Below are 15171 nucleotides of genomic sequence, written 5' to 3' on the forward strand. Positions count from 1 at the left end.
GCGGCGTCGCTTAAGGAAAACAGTACTGCTCATTCGTAGACGACGTAAGCCGGTGTAGGAGTCAGCGCGAGTACCTCGGCCGGGGTCATCAAAGGATTGCCGCGGCGGGTGTCCTCGTGGAAGAACAGTTTGAACCCGGGCAGCACGTGGACCGGTTTGGTTTTCATCAGCGTCTTCCAGGTCGCGGTTTTCGCCGCGGCGCTGCCGATTCCGTCGACGACCTTCACGACCGACACGCCGGGATGCGGCCGCAGGCTCGCTTCATCGCGCACGACTGACGCGGCGACCTGGTGGTAGACCATGACTTTGTCCGGAAGGTGCGCGCGCTGGGCGAGGCTGCCGAGGTACGCGGCGACGCCGTCCAGTTCGGTTCCGGTCGTGCGGCCGAATTTCCGGCCGGGCACGTCGCCGGGCTCGACGGCCCATTCCGGGTCCAGTGCGACGCCGACGTCCGGTTCGGTCAGCCAGTGCTCGTAGGCCTGCACCTCGGGCAGGAAGTCGGCCCGGCCGGGCTGGATGTTCAGCAGCAGCATGCCTTTCAGCGCACGAGCCTCGTCGAGATAGTCCCGCACGGTCTGGTCCGCGCAACGGCTGCGGTACATCCCGTCGGCGCCGGGGGACGGATGCGCGGTGGTGGCGACGAGTTCTACTACCGGCGTCATCGGGCGGTCCTGAGGGAAGGCCTGGATTTGCCGGGCGAGTTTCCGGCCCGCGGCTTGGAGATCGCCGGTCATTTCTCCCAGGGCCCGGCTGCCGGGCGCTCCGCAGAAGCCGATCAGCCTGCTCGTGGCGAGCGCGTTCGGCGGGCGCGGCGGCGGTGCGCTCGCGGCTTTGGCGGCCGCGGGCGGCGCGAGCATCTGCGCGGCCGACGGACCGCCGCAGGCGCTCGCGCCGAGACCGGCGACCGCGAGGGCGAGTACGGCTCGGCGGGTCATCCGGGCGTCGGGCATCCAGGCTCCTTCGAGGGGCGATCCGGCGCGGCGCGGCCGAATTCGGAAGCATGCGCAGGAGTTCCCCCGCAGCGCCGGAACAAACGCGATTCCCGACGATCACCACATCGTGCCCGGGCGGTCCGCGGGCGCGCGCCTCCTACCTGTGACAACGGGGTTTTTCCCGGTGTGCCAACGAAATCGCGTTCACCCGACCGGCGCAACCGGCTCGCGACGAGCGCGTTCCGGCAGCAGAATCGGGCGATGCGCGCACTTCTGCGGTTCGGGGCCGTGTTCACCGCCCTCGCCGGTCTCGCCGCCTGCGGAGCCCCGGCGGCCGATCCCGTTCCGCCTCCGTCCCCGGCGGTGCAACCGGCGGCGGCGCGCCCCCGGCTGACCGCCGACGAAGCGCGGAAGACCGGCGCCGACGAACTCGGCCGGGTCCCGGTGCTGATGTACCACCGGCTTTCCGCGAACCCGAAGTCGGTCTACGAGCGCACCCCGGCCGACTTCGCCGCGGAGCTGGAGCGGCTGGCCCGCGAACGCTACGTCCCCGTCACCACGGCAGACCTGACCGCCCGCAGGCTCGACCTCCCCGCGGGCACGCACCCGGTGGTCCTCACCTTCGACGACGGCGACCCCAGCGTGTTCACGCTGACGCCGCAAGGCGATCCGGCGCCCGGCTCCGCGATCGGGATCCTGCTGGAGGTCGCGGCCCGGCATCCCGGTTTCCGGCCGGTGGCGAGCCTGTACGTCAACCAGCGGCCGTTCGGCGACCCCGACGGCGCCCGCACGCTCGGCTGGCTGCACCAGCACGGCTTCGAAATCGGCAACCACACGCTGGAGCACACCAATCTCCGCACGGTTTCCGCCGCGGCAGTGCAGGAAGCGATCCGCGGCGAGGCCGCTCTGATCCAGAAGGCAGTTCCCGGATACGTCCCCGCCACTCTCGCGCTGCCGTACGGCAGGCACCCTCGGCAAGACGGCCTCGCGCAGCACGGCGACGGCTACTCTTACACCGGCGTCCTGCTCGTCGGCGCCGGCCCCGCGCCGTCGCCGTATTCCAGCCGGTTCGACGCGGGTTCGATCCCGCGGATCCGCTCGCAGTCGACGGGCAAGGACGCGGACTACGGTTCCGCGCACTGGCTGGACGAACTCGCCTCGCCGTCCGGGCACCGCTACACCTCCGACGGCGATCCGGCGGTGGTCTCCTATCCGCGTTCAGAAGCGACCCTCGCTCCCGCTTACGCGAAGATTTCCCTTGTCTACTGAACCTGTCCGGCCGCGTCGAGCGACGGTGCCTCCCGCGCTGCGGGCGCAAACCGTGGCTTGGCGTCCGTTGTGCGCGGTCGCGTCCGCCTTGGCCCTGTCCTGTTCGGTGCTGCTGATCCCGACCGCGCCACCGTCCCCGCCGCGAGCGCCGGGCAAAGCCGGCCCGACGGCTGCGGCTTATCGGCCGCCGCCTCCGGCCCCCGTCGACTCGGCGGCGCTGCCTGACGGCGTGCCCTTCGCCGTTTCGGGCGCGGGAACCTGGCACGTGGTCCCCGGCGCGAGCGGGACGACGGCGGGCGCCGGGCCCAAGCTGTTGACCTACACCGTCGAGGTCGAGGACGGCATCCAGCCGACCGCCGACGACGCGTCGTTCGCCGCTGCGGTCGACACGATTCTCGCGGATCCGCGCAGCTGGACCGGGCTCGGCAAGGTGTCGCTGCGCAGGCTCGGCGACCCCGGCGCGGAGCCGGACTTCCGGGTCAGCCTGACCAGCCCGGGCACCAGCCGCCGTCCGGACCTCTGCGGATTCGCGATCCCGTACGACACTTCGTGCAACCTCACGAAACGCGGGCGCGTGGTCATCAATCTGGCGCGCTGGGTCCGCGGCGCGCATTCCTACGACGGCGATCTGCCGGGTTATCGGCGCTACGCCGTCAACCACGAGGTCGGGCACGCGCTCGGCCACGGTCATGTCGGCTGTCCCGCCGCCGGGGCGCCCGCGCCGGTGATGATGCAGCAGACTTTCGGGCTGTCGAACACTTATCTCGCGCAGCTCAACCGGTCTGATCCTGGCGGTGCGTCGCCGGTTCAGGCGGACGGCAAGGTCTGCCGGGCGCAGGCGTGGGTTGTCGCGGCGTCCTGAGCGAAGTCTTCCCGAACCGGGATTGCCGCGGCGAGATGCGCAGTCGAAAAGGCATGCGCCGCTGCGCAAGGCGCGGGCAATGCTGCTCGCAGAGACGCGGGAATGCCCGGGGAACCGGCGCGGCTAGCGGGTCCGCCGCCGGAAAGCGGTGCCGAGCACGCAAGAACGCCGCCCCGGGCAGCAGTCGCCGGGACGGCGGAAGTGGGTTACGGTGTCGAGCACGCCGGGTGGGACCGGCAGAGGTATCCAGGCCAGGCCGCCGATCCCACCCGTGCCGACGTCGCTGGGCGTCGGATGCACCCGGGGGCGCGGAGCAGGAGTGTGCAGCTCTCTCCGCGCTCCGGGTGCACCTCAGTACGCTGGCGCGAACCGTCGGACCTCATGCCCCGGCCGGCTTTCCGCACACACAGCGGGCGGCCGCGGCAGGAGACTCAGCCGCCCTGGACGCTGCCGCCGTCGACGACCGCGCCCGAGGCGCAGTTGTACGGGGTCTGGCCGGCCGCGGTGTTCTCGCCCGGCGACAGGATCGGGATGCCGATGCCGTTCAGCGAGTGGCGGATCGGGACCTGGACGCCGAGGACGTTCACGTCGTTGCCGCACAGGCCGAGGGTGGCGTTGACGTTGTGCAGCACGTCGGTGTTGTTCAGGTTCACCAAGCCGACCTGGTCGGGGCCGCTGTGGTGGTGCCCGTGCTGGTGGCCGTCCGCCGGGGTGGCGGACGCGATGCCGCCGAACAGGAACGCGCCGGCCGCCATCGCGCCGGACACGAGACCGATCTTCTTCAGCATTCAGAACTCCTCTGGGATTTCGGCGACCGGCGAGGGGCCGGTCGCGACTCTGACGATTGCGCCAGCGGCCGCGGCAATGAAGGTGTGTGCTCCGCGACCGGATGAGCAAAACGTACTGACGATCGGGGACTATTTCCACCGCTGTCCACCATCGTGTCGGGCGCCGATTCTCTGACCGGGCTCCGGGATCACTTTCGGGTTATTCCCGCCCCGTTGTTGTATTGGCGACAACAACAGCGCTCGCTGATTCCCGGCCGGTCACGACGCCGCCGAGTGGAATATTCAGATTCCCGGGGAACGGGGAATATTCCACGCACGCCGAAGAACCCTGCGCCGCTTGGGCGGCGGCGCAGGGCTTTCCGGAAAGCGTGGCGGCTACCCGGGCCAGGCCTCCGCTTCCGCCGCGAGCGCCGTGGCGACGTCCAGCTCGCTCGAGCGCACCCGCGCGGCCAGCGAACCCGGCTGCGGCTGGAGCAGCAGCCAGCCGGTGACGTCCTGGTCGGTGTAGCGCGGCGCTTCGTCGTCGCCGATGCCAAGGGCGGCGAAGTATTGCCGGGCGGCCCACGTTTCCGGGACCCACGCCCGCGCCCAGCGCACCACGATGCGCGCGACGTCGTTGCGCGGATCGGCCGGGTGGATGAGCCGGTCGCCGGTGACGGCCACCAGGCGCGGGGTGTACGTGGCGCCCGGGGCGCCGGTCATCAGATGACTGTCCATTCCTCCCCCGAGTCCGCGGCCGGACGCTCGAGGCGTCCGCCCGCGCGAACAATGCTGGGCATTACTGAGGAAGGACGGCCGGGGGCGACCGCACCGCACGGGTGCGTCCTTCCGCGGCTCCTGGCTGAACCGCTGCCGATAGTACGGCCGCGCCGCATCCGGCGGAATCCGGCCCGGCGCACGGAAAACCGGCGTCCGGAAGGAGTGCCGCGGCTTCGGGCAGCAGCGCTCCCGGCTGCGGAAAACGTCGAAGTGGGCCACGGTGGCCGCCGGATCCGGAGAAATCAGCGGGAAGTGCGCCGCAATTCTGAACCACGATCTCCTCTGAGCCGAGAGTGTCCCGGTGAATGGCCCGCCGGGGCTTTCCGGCGCGGCAGGGTTCGCATCCCCAGTGCCGGGAGCGAACCGGTTCGGGGTCGGTTCGCTCCCGGCCGCCCCAGAATAGCGAGCGGCCCGGCGAAAAGCACTCGATTTCCGGAAATGCATTCCGAAGGGTGTCTTTTTTTCGCCTCAGGAAATGGCTCTGATTACCCAGATCCGGTGTGGGCAAACCTCACGATCGGAGGTTTCCGGTGTCCTGCTTGTCCGATGCATGGTTACTGTGGGTGACAATCGCGATTGCCGCTCGGTCGTCCGTCCGTCGGCAGCGGACCGCGCCGCGGCGCACGGTGAACCTGTGGCATCGGGAGTTTCGGCGGTTCGCGGGCCGGGGAACAAACGAATGCCCCGGCGCACGACAGAGGGCTGGTGCGAGCGCACCAGCCCTCCGCGGCGATTTCCCGGTCGTGCTCCCCGGATCAGTCGAGGTCGGAATCGCGGACGTCCGCCGCGGCCGAGGTCGAGTGGCTGTAGGCGCCGGCGGGACCGGCCCCGACCTCCCAGGCCCGGTATCCCGCTGCGCCGGGGATCGAAAGCGCGGCGATTCCGGCCGAGGCCGCGCCGTCCGGGCCCGCCGAGAGCGCCGAAGCGCTGTACCAGGCGTGGTCGCGGCCCGCGTGGCTGTTCACCTGCGCCGAGGTCGCCCCTTCCGGACCGGCTGAAGTCGCCCCGGCGTGATACGACGACTCCGAGTCGTCGGTGGGATGGCCGACCGTGCGCACCGGGACCGCCTCAGGCGTCCGCCCGGCCGCTTTCTTGGCCTGCGGCACCGGGGCGGCCTTCACCGGCGCCGCGGCTTTGGCGGCTTCCGGAGCCTTGGCGGCCTTGGGAGCCTCGGGGGCCTTGGGGGCCGAGGCGGCAGCCGGGGCCGCCGCGTGGACGACGGGCGAAGCCGGGGTCACGTCCTGGCTTCGCAAGGTGTCGTGCGCGGGCCATGCGGTGACCCCGCTCGTTTCCTGCGAGCCGTGCAGCACGGCGGCGCCGCCGATGCCCGCGAGGCTGCCGTCGTGCTCGCTCCACCGGTTGCCCCACTCGTCGACGCCGGACTCGCGGTGGAGCACGCCCGCGCCGCCGATGCCCGCGAACACGGCCGACTCCTCCTCGCTGCTGGAGTGGCCGGGCCACCAGCCGGTGGTGAGCGGCAGCGGCTCGCCCCGGCCGTCGGCGGCCGAGGCGGTGCCGGGCAGGACGAGGCACAGCGGAGCGAGGACCAACCCGGACAGCAACGTCCGTTTCATCGACATGACAGTTCGTTTCCTTTCCGAAGGGGGAAAGCGCCCGAAGTGAAAGACGCGGTGTCGCGAACGAGCGCTAGCACGGCCGGATCGACGTTACCCCGGTCCGGGCCCGAATTGCCGCCCGCGGAAAGCGATCCGCCCGCCCGGGTGCTGCCGGTTCCTTCCGGCAGCACCGAAAAACCGGAGTCCACCTGGGAATCTCTTGTCCCGGCAAGGTAAACCGGCTTTCCCGCCAGGGTGACGGGCTTTTCCCCGCGGTTCACCGGATCGGGATTCGCCGCGTACACCCTTCCCAGTGGCAACCTCGGCGCCGGCGGGCGATGGCGTTAGCGGGCAAAGACAATCGAGGACATGTGTTCGCTACGCCGGGCCGGCGCCGTGCTCGCCGCCGTTCTCCTGAACTTCGCCCACTGCCCGGCCGCGTCGGCGGCCAGCGCGCCGCAGCTCCTGCTGGGACAGGACTTCCCGGATCCCGACGTCGTCAAGACGGGCTCGGGATACCTCGCCTTCTCGACGAGCACCGGTTCCGGGAAGATCCCGATGGCGAGCGCGCCCGCGCCGGAGGGGCCGTGGCGGGTCGTCGGCGACGCACTCGCCTCCGTGCCGAAGTGGGCGAAGCCGGACGGCGGGTTCTGGGCTCCCGACGTCGCCGCGGCGGCGGACGGGACCTTCGTGCTGTACTTCGCCGCGACCCGCCTGCCGAACGGCCCGATGTGCGTCGGCACGGCGACGTCCGCACAGCCGTCCGGCCCGTACCGGCCGGACGGCGAGGAGCCGCTCGTCTGCGTGCCCGAGGACCAGGGCGACATCGACCCGCAGGTATTCCTGGACTCCGACGGCACCCGGTATTTGCTGTACAAGGCGAACGGGTCGGCCTCCGGCCCGCCGGCGGCGATCTGGTCGCAGAAGCTGAGCCCGGACGGTCGGTCGCTGTCCGGCCCGCGCACGGAACTCCTGCGCGCCGACCTCGGCTCGGAGAAGAACGTGGTCGAGGCGCCCGCGATGGTGCGGACCCCGTCCCGGTATGTGCTGTTCTACTCCGCCGACACGTTCCAGAGCTCCGGCTACCACACCGGTTACGCCACGGCGCCGACCCTCGCGGGCGCGTTCGTCAAGGCCGACGCCCCGTTCCTGTCCACCGAACGCCTCGGCGGCGCCGTCGAGGGACCGGGCGGGGCCGACGTCGTCGACGGCAACATCTACTTCCACGGCTGGCTCAACGGCGGCCGTCAGGCTCGTGGTCTTTATCGGCTGCCGGTCAGTTTCCCCGGCGGCGTGCCGCGGCTCGGTTGAGGTAGGCCGGGGGCGCTTTGGTGTGGGCGGCGGAGTTTGGCGTTGGTGTGCTGGGAAGGGCGGCGTAGCAGCTGGAAGGCCTCGTCCGGTGGGACTTGCTGTCGGGCCGCCGCGATGGCTTTGGCTTGTTCGAGCATCGCGCGGCGTCTGCTTCAACGGCCGCCGTCAGGCTCGCGGTTTCTATTGGCTGCCGGTCAGTTTCCCCGGCGGCGTGCCGCGGCTCGGTTGAGGTAGGCCGGGGGCGCTTTGGTGTGGGCGGCGGAGTTTGACGTTGGTGTGCTGGGAAGACTGGCGTAGCAGCTCGGAGGCCTCGTCCGGTGGGACTTGCTGTCGGGCCACCGCGATGCCTTTGGCTTGTTCGAGCATCGTGCGGCATCTGCTTCAACGGCGGCCGTGAGGCTCGCGGTTTCTGTTGGCTGCCGGTCAGTTTTCCTGGCGGCGTGCCGCAGCTCGGTTGAGGTAGGCCGGGGGCACCTTGGCGCAGGCGGCGGACTTGACCACTTGCGCGGCGAGTTCCCGGAGCTTGACGTTGGTGTGCTGGGAAAGCTGGCGCAGCAGCTCGAACGCTTCGTCCGGCGAGACCTGCTGGCGGGCCATCACGATGCCTTTGGCCTGTTCCAGCACCGCGCGGCTCTCCAGTGCTTCGCGCAGCTGCTGGTTTTCCGCGCGGAGGCACCGGACGAGGTCTGCCGGGTCTTTGCCCGGCTTTCCGGCCGGGGGCGCCCCGGTGCGGGCGCGTGCTTCGGCCAGCGTCTCGCACAGCGTGAGCCGTGTGGCGATTCCGGCGATCTGTGCCGACCGTCGCACCGGGCGGGATGCTGCGACCGTCAGCGTCCGGCCGAGTTTCCGGTTTTCCTCCAGCACTTCCCGCAGCACGCGGGTTCCGCTCGAGCCGAAAAAGGTGACGCGGGTGAGGTCCGCGAGCACGACCGGCGCGGAAACTCCGGCGTGCCGCAAGCCGTCCCACGCTTCCCGCCACGTCGAGGCGGTGAGCCGGTCCACTTCGCCCGCGGCGGTCAGCGTCACGGCCGACGGCTCGTACTCGACACCGACGGACAGGCGGCCGCGCGCCTCTGCCGGTGGCAGGTTCACCGAATCCTCCAGTGCGCACAACGAAAAGGCCCCGGCGCACGATGCCGGAGCCAGGCATGCCAGCGAAGCGGCCGCCGCGGGCAGGTGCTCCCTGCGGCGGCCGCGGTCACGCGGCCGTCAGTGGCCTTGCGCCGAACCGCCGTCGACGATGGTGCCCGAGGCGCAGTTGTGCGGCGTCTTGCCCTCGGCCTCGTTCTCGCCGGGGGAGAGCACCGGCACGTTGACGCCGTCCGCGACGTGGCGCACCGGAACCTGCACGCCGAGCACGTTCACGTCGTTGTCGCACACCCCGCCGACGAGGTTCAGGTTGTGCACCGCGTCCAGGTTCTGCACGTTGGCGAGACCGGCCTGGCCGTCGTCGACGCCCGGGTGGTCCGACACGGCGACCCCGGAGGCGGAAGCCGTCCCGCCGGCGATGGCCATCCCCGCGGCGAGGGCCGCGGCGACGAAACCGAGCTGCTTGATCACTGGTGAAACTCCTTGCCGACAACAACCCGCCGCGCTTCGGCGGGAAGAAAGGGAACGGCCGTCGCGGATTGGGCGCGGCGGCCGGAGACAGCGGAAACGGGTGATCCGGGCGGGGCCGGTGCGCCCCTGGGCAAGTGCGCACCGGCCCCGCCGTGCCGGGGTCGCCGCGCGTCGCGGCCTCCCTGGGCCAGGCCCGGGAATGTCGGACACGTTCCCGGCCCGGGCGGGCCCGCACGACGCGTGCGGCGAACCGCCGGACTTCGCGCCCCCGGGCCGCTTCCGCGGGCGGGCCGGGGCGCGAAGGCTCAGTGGTGCTGGACGCTGCCGCCGTCGACGACCGCGCCCGCGGCGCAGTTGTACGGGGTCTCGCCGGCCGCGGTGTTGCCGCCCGGCGACAGGATCGGGACGCCGATGCCGTTCAGCGAGTGGCGGACCGGGACCTGGACGCCGAGCACGTTCACGTCGTTGCCGCACAGGCCGAGGGTGGCGTTGACGTTGTGCAGCACGTCGGTGTTGTCCAGGTTCAGGAGGCCGGCCTGGCCGTCCCCGCCGTGGGGGCCGGGGTCCTCGGCCGAGGCGGTTCCGCCGGCGAGCAGGAGGCCGGCCGCGACCGCGCCCGCGGCGAAGCCGATTTTCTTCAGCATGGGGTGGTTCTCCTTGGGGAAGTGAGGATCGCGTCAGGCGAACGGGGCGTGCCGTCCGCCCGGGTGCGTCGAGAAACCTAGCGGCGGAAGGCAATCGGTTTCCACTTCGTTCCACCATCGTGTCGGGTCGCGATTCCCTGACCGGGATTTCCGTAACCCGATGGGGGGAGCGCTGGCGGTTTTCCTTGTCCGGCAATGAGAATCCACGGCGAAAAGCCCTGCGCCGCCCCTCGAGGAGAGGACGGCGCAGGGCTCGCTCCCGGAACGGCCTGGGGGAATCCGGCGGCGCCCCTTCGGGGAGGGGCGCCGCCGGCCGGCCTCAGGCGCGGAGCGGGGGGTTACCGTTCCCGGTCTCCGACCAGGCCCGGACTATGGTGGTGATGGTGCTCGCCGCCCGCGTTCGCGCTGACGTGGGACGAATACGCACCCTCCGGTCCGGCGGCGTGTTCGCCGTGGACGTAGCGGACGCCGCCGCGGTGATCCGAATCGGCGTAGGTGTAGTCGCTGCTCGAGCCGTCCTCGGTCGCGGCGGCGTTTTCCTCGTAATAGACCGCGGCGGAGCCTTGGCCGTAGTCCTCGTCGCCGTCAGCCGAACCGTGGGTCGAGGCGTAGGTCGCGCTGTGGAAGGCGCCGTACGGGCCCGCCGCCGCTGTGCTGTCGGCGTACGTGTCGGCCGAGGCGATTCCGGCGGCTCCCAGCGTCAGCGGGAGGGCGATTGCTCCGGCGGCGAGCATCCGGCGCACAGTCCTGTTCATAGTGGACTTCCTTTCTGGACTCTTCGAGCGAAACCGGGTCCGGTTTCACCGCACTGGATTCCCGGTTTCTCCCGCCCCATTCCCGCCCGATGTGGTGACGCGCGGGAAAAGTCCGGCGGAATATTCTTTCGCATTACCGCTCGTTCAATGACCCGATTCCCCGGGGAGGCGCCGGGGCACGTGCGCTCCCTGCTCCTCGACCCGGCGCATGACCGGCGCGGCCAGGATCCCGTGGATCAGCACGGACAGCGCCACGGCCAGCGCGCCCACCCGCCACAGCCGCCCGGCTCCGGGCAGGCCGGCCTGGTGGAGTCCGTAGGCGAGGTAGTAGAGCGTTCCGATCCCGCGCACGCCGAAGAACGCGATCGCCAGCGCGGCGCGTCCGCGGGCCGGGGAGCGGAGGAGCGAGCCGATGCCGGTCAGCGGCCGGACGACGAACACGGCGACGGCCGCGAACAGGATTTCGGGGAGCGTGACGCCGCGCAGCAGGCCGTCCCCGAGAGCGAAACCCAGCCCCAGCAGCGTGATGGCGACGAAAAGCCGTTCGAGCTGGCGGCCGAAGGTGTGCAGGACCTCGTGGTAGCCGTGCGAGCGCTCGCTGGTCCGCACGCACACCGCGGCGGTGAACACGGCGAGGAAACCGTTGCCGTGCAGCAGTTCCGCGACCGCGAACGGCAGGAAGGCCAATGCCAGCAGGACCAGCCCGTCGGAGTATTCGGCCAGGCGGAAACGCGACGACGGGATGCGGAAGAACGCCCACGCCAGCAGCCTGCCGACGACGAGCCCGGCCACGACGCCGATCGGCAGCGGCAGCAGGACGTCGGCGCCAATCGACACGGGCGTGCCGGCCAGCAGCAGCGCGACGAGGACGAACGGCATGGCGAGGCCGTCGTTGAGGCCCGCTTCGGTGGTGAGGGTGAAACGGATCTCGTTGTCCCGCGCCAGATCCGGCTCCGCGCCGGGGTCGGGGACTCCGACGTCGCCGGCCAGCACCGGGTCGGTCGGGGACAGCGCGGAACCCAGCAGCAGCGCGGCGGCGGGGGCGAGCCCGAGCCACCACCAGCCGAGCAGCGCGACCGCCGCGATCGACAGCGGCATCGCGACGAACAGCAGCCGCCACGGCGACATCCATCCGCGCAGCCCGAACGGCCGGTCCACGGACAGGCCGGCGCCCGCGAGCGCGAGCACGATGCCGAGCTGGGTGAAGGATTCCACCACGCCCTCGTGCTCGGCGGGGGAGGCCCAGCCGCCGAGGTACGGCAGCGGCAGCAGGCCGAGCAGCAGCCCGGCGAGCAGCATCACCAGAGGGGTCGAGAACGGCCGGTCGGCGACGAGTTTCGGCAGTACCGCCGCGGCGAGCGCGAGGAGTCCGGCTACGCCGAACAGAACCGGGAGAGCCGGCACCTCAGGCGGCCGCCGACGGATCGAAGCGAAGGCCGTCGCCGCCCGCGTCCACGCGCACCACGGTGCCGGGCGCGACGTCGCCGGACAGCAGCTTGCTCGACAGCGGGTTGTCCACGTATCGCTGGATCGCCCGCCGCAGCGGCCGCGCGCCGAACTGCGGTTCGTAGCCCAGTTCGCTGATCCGCCGCACCGCCTCCGGGGTGAATTCGACGGTGAGGCCCTGGGCGTGCGCCCGCCGTTTCGTGCGCTCCAGCAGCAGTTCGGTGATCCGGTCGAGCTGGCCTGCTTCCAGGCGGCGGAAGACGACGATCTCGTCGATCCGGTTCAGGAACTCCGGCCGGAACGATTCGCGCAACCGCCGCATCAGGCGTTCGCGCAGCTGGTCGCCGTCGCCGTCGGCGGGCTGGACGAAGCCGAGCGCGCCGTGCGTCGAGCTGCCGACCAGGTCCGAGCCCAGGTTGCTGGTCATGATGAGCACGGTGTTGGCGAAGTTGACCGTGCGGCCGCGGCCGTCGGTGAGGCGGCCGTCGTCGAGGACCTGCAGCAGCACGTTGAACAGGTCCGGATGCGCCTTTTCGACCTCGTCCAGCAGCACCACGGAGTACGGGCGGCGCCGCACGGCCTCGGTGAGCTGGCCGGCGTCCTCGTATCCGACATACCCCGGCGGCGAGCCGATCAGCCTGCTGACGGTGTGGCGCTCGGAGTACTCGCTCATGTCGATGCGGACCATGCTGTCCTGGTCGCCGAACAGCGCTTCGGCCAGCGCCCGCGCGAGTTCGGTCTTGCCGACGCCGGTGGGGCCGAGGAACAGGAAGCTGCCGAACGGCCGGTCCGGCTCGGCGAGCCCGGCGCGGGACCGCCGCACCGCTTCGGCGACCGCGCGCACGGCGTCGTCCTGGCCGATCACGCGCTCGTGCAGGTGCTCTTCCAAACCGAGGAGGCGTTCCCGTTCGGTTTCGGTGAGCCGGGCGGCGGGCACGCCGGTCAGCCGGGAGACGACCTCGGCGATGTCCGCGTCGGTGACCTCGACCGGGCCGCCCGGCCGCTCGACGGGTTGTCCGAGGCGTTCCCGCAGCTCGGCGACCTCGTCGCGAAGCGAGGACGCGCGTTCGAAGTCCTCTTCGGCGACCGCCTGGTCCTTCTCGCGCAACAGCTGGTCGAGCCTGCTCTGCAGTTCGCGCTGGCCGTCGGGCTTGGTCCGCGCGCGCAGCCGGACGCGGGCTCCGGCCTGGTCGATCAGGTCGATCGCCTTGTCCGGCAGGAAGCGCTCGGTCAGGTAGCGGTCGGACAGGTCGACGGCCGCTCGCAGCGCGTCGTCGGTGTAGTGGACCTGGTGGTGGGCCTCGTAGCGGTCGCGGAGGCCGTGCAGGATCGACACGGCGTCCTCGACGGTCGGCTCGGGCACCAGGATCGGCTGGAACCGGCGTTCCAGCGCCGGATCGCGTTCGATGCCGGTGCGGTACTCGTCGAGCGTGGTCGCGCCGACGATGTGCAGCTCGCCGCGGGCGAGCGCAGGTTTCAGCATGTTCCCCGCGCCTTGGCCGCCGCTGCCCTCGCTGGCGCCCGCGCCGACGATCGCGTGCAGCTCGTCGACGAACACGATCAGCTGGTCGCGGTGCTCGCGGATCTCCTTGAGCAGCGCGGACATCCGCTCCTCGAAATCGCCGCGGTAGCGCGTGCCGGCGACCATCGCGGTGAGGTCGAGCTGCACGACGTGGCGGCCGCTGAGGAGGTCGGGCACGTCGTCGTCGGCGAGCCGCTGCGCGAGGCCCTCCACGATCGCGGTCTTGCCGACGCCCGCCTCGCCGATCAGCACGGGGTTGTTCTTCGTGCGGCGGGAAAGCACCTCGACGGTCTGTTCGATCTCGTCGTCCCGGCCGATGACCGGGTCGATCCGGCCTTCGCGGGCGCGGGCGGTGAGGTCCTCGCCGTACTGCGCGAGCGTCGGGGTGTCCTGCAGCGGGGTCGCCGCCGGACTGTCCGCGGGGGAATCCTGCCGGAGGCGGTCGAGGGTGACGCCCTCTTCGCGCAGGATGCGGCCCGCTTCGGACTCCTCGTTGGCGGCGAGCGCGGCGAGCAGGTGCTCGGGGCCGATGAAGGGAGAGCCGAGGCCGCGGGCGAGCTGGTGGGCGTCGATCAGCGTTCGTTTCGCGCCCGGGGCCAGCGCGGAAGCGGTGGTCTCGCCGGTCGCGGCGTGGTCGCGTTCGATGCGCTCGGCGACCTTGGCCGGGTCGACCCCGGCGCGGGTCAGCGCCCGCGCGGTGGCGGGCAGCCGGGTCGCGGCCCACAGCAGGTGCTGGGTGTCGACGTGCCGCCCGCCCCAGGAGCCCGCGCGGTCCGCCGCCTCGGCGACGAGCCCGCGCGCCGGGTCGTTGAGCAGCCGCGACACGTCGACCGAATAGCCGCGGCGGCCGGGCGCGGCCTGGCCGAAGAACTGCGCCAGGAACTGGTCGAACGGGCTGTTTCCCTGCCCGGGCGGGAAAAATCCGGTCATCGGAGCGCTCACATCTCAGGACTGCTCGGAATCGGGGTCGGGAATCCGCTTACCCGCTGCCCGGCGCGGTAAACGGACGGCCCGGGTAGCCGCGGACCGGGCGGGTAACCCGGAGGCCATGCTGAAAATCGATCCCGACGCGGCCCGGACCATCCAGCGCCTCGCGACCGAACAGGGCGTCGCGCCGGAGGGCGGGCTGCGCATCACTGCCCGCGAAGGTTCCGCGGACTTGGCGACCTCGGTGTCCGCGCTGGCCACGGAGACGGACACGGTGCTGACCGACGACGAGACCGGCGCCCGGGTGTTCCTCGATCAGGCCAGCTCCGACGAGCTGGACGGCCGGGTGCTGGTCGTCGGCGAGCACGGCGGGTTCACCGTGCGGTGAAGCGCGGGGTTCACGGGAGGTCGGCGGCCCAGAGCAGGCAGTGCACCACCCCGGTGAGCCGCGGTTCCCGCGCGGCGAGGCTGAGCTGTACTTCGCGGGCCTCGAGGTCGCCGTTCAACTCCGCCAGCACCGCACGCAACGCCGCCCGCACGCCGGGGGCGAGGTCGTCCACGTCAGCGCCCACCGCGACGGCGGTGAACACCGCCTTGTCGGGCCGCGGGCCGAACCGGTCATGGACCGCCGCGGCGCAGCGGTGCACCAGGCCGCGCAGCACTCGCTGCCGTGTGGGAAGGGCGTCGAGTTCGCCCAGCAGCCGGACTACCTCGTCGAGGTCGCCGGTGCGGGTCGCGAGGACGAGGTCGTCCGCGAGGGGGGCCATGGGTCGCTCCTGCCTGCCGGGAACCGTCCGCTTACCCCGGCGGCGAGCCGTCAATCACGTTTCGCGCCGCGGG

At 71.6% G+C, this 15171-nt stretch carries 17 protein-coding genes; 4 read left to right on the top strand and 13 right to left on the bottom strand.

Translation table 11 applies throughout. From position 1 onward, the window contains the following. Positions 1-29: 29 nt before the first annotated feature. Positions 30-950 (bottom strand): hypothetical protein, encoded by a 921-nt coding sequence (locus F9C11_RS21195; RefSeq protein ID WP_409186609.1) that lies wholly within the window; start codon positions 948-950, stop codon positions 30-32. Between the two features lie 243 nt (positions 951-1193). Here F9C11_RS21195 and F9C11_RS21200 point away from each other — a divergent pair, with 243 nt between their 5' ends. Together F9C11_RS21200 and F9C11_RS21205 are read left to right on the top strand one after the other, a co-directional pair. Next, positions 1194-2201 carry a polysaccharide deacetylase family protein gene (locus tag F9C11_RS21200; protein ID WP_409186610.1) on the top strand — a complete coding sequence of 336 codons (1008 nt, stop codon included), beginning with the start codon at positions 1194-1196 and terminating at the stop codon, positions 2199-2201. Beyond that, entirely contained in the window at positions 2191-3063 is an 873-nt protein-coding gene (locus F9C11_RS21205) for a DUF3152 domain-containing protein (protein ID WP_409186611.1), read from the top strand. Before F9C11_RS21200 ends, F9C11_RS21205 begins: the two co-directional genes overlap by 11 nt. Before the next feature lie 431 nt (positions 3064-3494). Here F9C11_RS21205 and F9C11_RS21210 read toward each other — a convergent pair whose 3' ends face one another. From F9C11_RS21210 to F9C11_RS21220, 3 genes are all read right to left on the bottom strand, one after another. Further along, complete coding sequence (locus tag F9C11_RS21210; protein WP_409186612.1) at positions 3495-3851, bottom strand: hypothetical protein; 357 nt, start codon at positions 3849-3851, stop codon at positions 3495-3497. A 375-nt stretch (positions 3852-4226) separates the two neighbouring features. Beyond that, entirely contained in the window at positions 4227-4553 is a 327-nt protein-coding gene (locus tag F9C11_RS21215; protein WP_409186613.1) for a hypothetical protein, read from the bottom strand. A gap of 812 nt (positions 4554-5365) precedes the next feature. Further along, a complete protein-coding gene (locus F9C11_RS21220) occupies positions 5366-6190 on the bottom strand; it encodes a hypothetical protein (RefSeq protein WP_409186614.1) in 825 nt (274 codons plus the stop codon). Positions 6191-6535: 345 nt separating this feature from the next. On the opposite strand from F9C11_RS21220, the gene F9C11_RS21225 reads away from it, so the two are divergent. Next, positions 6536-7477, top strand: a complete 942-nt coding sequence (locus tag F9C11_RS21225; RefSeq protein WP_409186615.1) for a glycoside hydrolase family 43 protein — start codon at positions 6536-6538, stop codon at positions 7475-7477. Here the strand turns inward: F9C11_RS21225 and F9C11_RS21230 are convergent. The 8 genes from F9C11_RS21230 to F9C11_RS21265 all read right to left on the bottom strand — a co-directional run bounded on the left by F9C11_RS21230 (position 7429) and on the right by F9C11_RS21265 (position 14334). Next, positions 7429-7614 carry an ANTAR domain-containing protein gene (locus tag F9C11_RS21230; protein WP_409186616.1) on the bottom strand — a complete coding sequence of 62 codons (186 nt, stop codon included), beginning with the start codon at positions 7612-7614 and terminating at the stop codon, positions 7429-7431. The genes F9C11_RS21225 and F9C11_RS21230 overlap by 49 nt on opposite strands. 43 nt (positions 7615-7657) lie before the next feature. Then, positions 7658-7843: an ANTAR domain-containing protein gene (locus F9C11_RS21235; protein ID WP_409186617.1), complete on the bottom strand. Its 186-nt coding sequence runs from the start codon at positions 7841-7843 to the stop codon at positions 7658-7660. A gap of 57 nt (positions 7844-7900) precedes the next feature. Then, entirely contained in the window at positions 7901-8569 is a 669-nt protein-coding gene (locus F9C11_RS21240) for an ANTAR domain-containing protein (RefSeq protein ID WP_409186618.1), read from the bottom strand. A gap of 117 nt (positions 8570-8686) precedes the next feature. Continuing rightward, positions 8687-9037, bottom strand: a complete 351-nt coding sequence (locus F9C11_RS21245) for a hypothetical protein (protein WP_409186619.1) — start codon at positions 9035-9037, stop codon at positions 8687-8689. Between the two features lie 305 nt (positions 9038-9342). Continuing rightward, on the bottom strand, positions 9343-9681 hold the full coding sequence (locus F9C11_RS21250; RefSeq protein ID WP_409186620.1) for a hypothetical protein: 339 nt from the start codon (positions 9679-9681) through the stop codon (positions 9343-9345). 338 nt (positions 9682-10019) lie between these two features. Then, positions 10020-10436, bottom strand: a complete 417-nt coding sequence (locus F9C11_RS21255) for a hypothetical protein (protein WP_409186621.1) — start codon at positions 10434-10436, stop codon at positions 10020-10022. Between the two features lie 144 nt (positions 10437-10580). Then, complete coding sequence (locus F9C11_RS21260; protein ID WP_409186622.1) at positions 10581-11840, bottom strand: cation:proton antiporter; 1260 nt, start codon at positions 11838-11840, stop codon at positions 10581-10583. Position 11841: 1 nt separating this feature from the next. Continuing rightward, the gene (locus F9C11_RS21265; protein ID WP_409186623.1) at positions 11842-14334 is read right to left on the bottom strand and encodes an ATP-dependent Clp protease ATP-binding subunit; all 2493 of its coding nucleotides are present in this window, start codon (positions 14332-14334) and stop codon (positions 11842-11844) included. 118 nt (positions 14335-14452) lie between these two features. On the opposite strand from F9C11_RS21265, the gene F9C11_RS21270 reads away from it, so the two are divergent. After that, complete coding sequence (locus F9C11_RS21270) at positions 14453-14719, top strand: adhesin (protein WP_409186624.1); 267 nt, start codon at positions 14453-14455, stop codon at positions 14717-14719. A gap of 10 nt (positions 14720-14729) precedes the next feature. Here the strand turns inward: F9C11_RS21270 and F9C11_RS21275 are convergent, their stop codons facing one another. Further along, positions 14730-15098: a hypothetical protein gene (locus tag F9C11_RS21275; RefSeq protein ID WP_409186625.1), complete on the bottom strand. Its 369-nt coding sequence runs from the start codon at positions 15096-15098 to the stop codon at positions 14730-14732. Between the last annotated feature and the right edge of the window lie 73 nt (positions 15099-15171).

Origin of the sequence: Amycolatopsis sp. VS8301801F10, assembly GCF_046195355.1 — a bacterium.
Taxonomy (GTDB): domain Bacteria; phylum Actinomycetota; class Actinomycetes; order Mycobacteriales; family Pseudonocardiaceae; genus Amycolatopsis.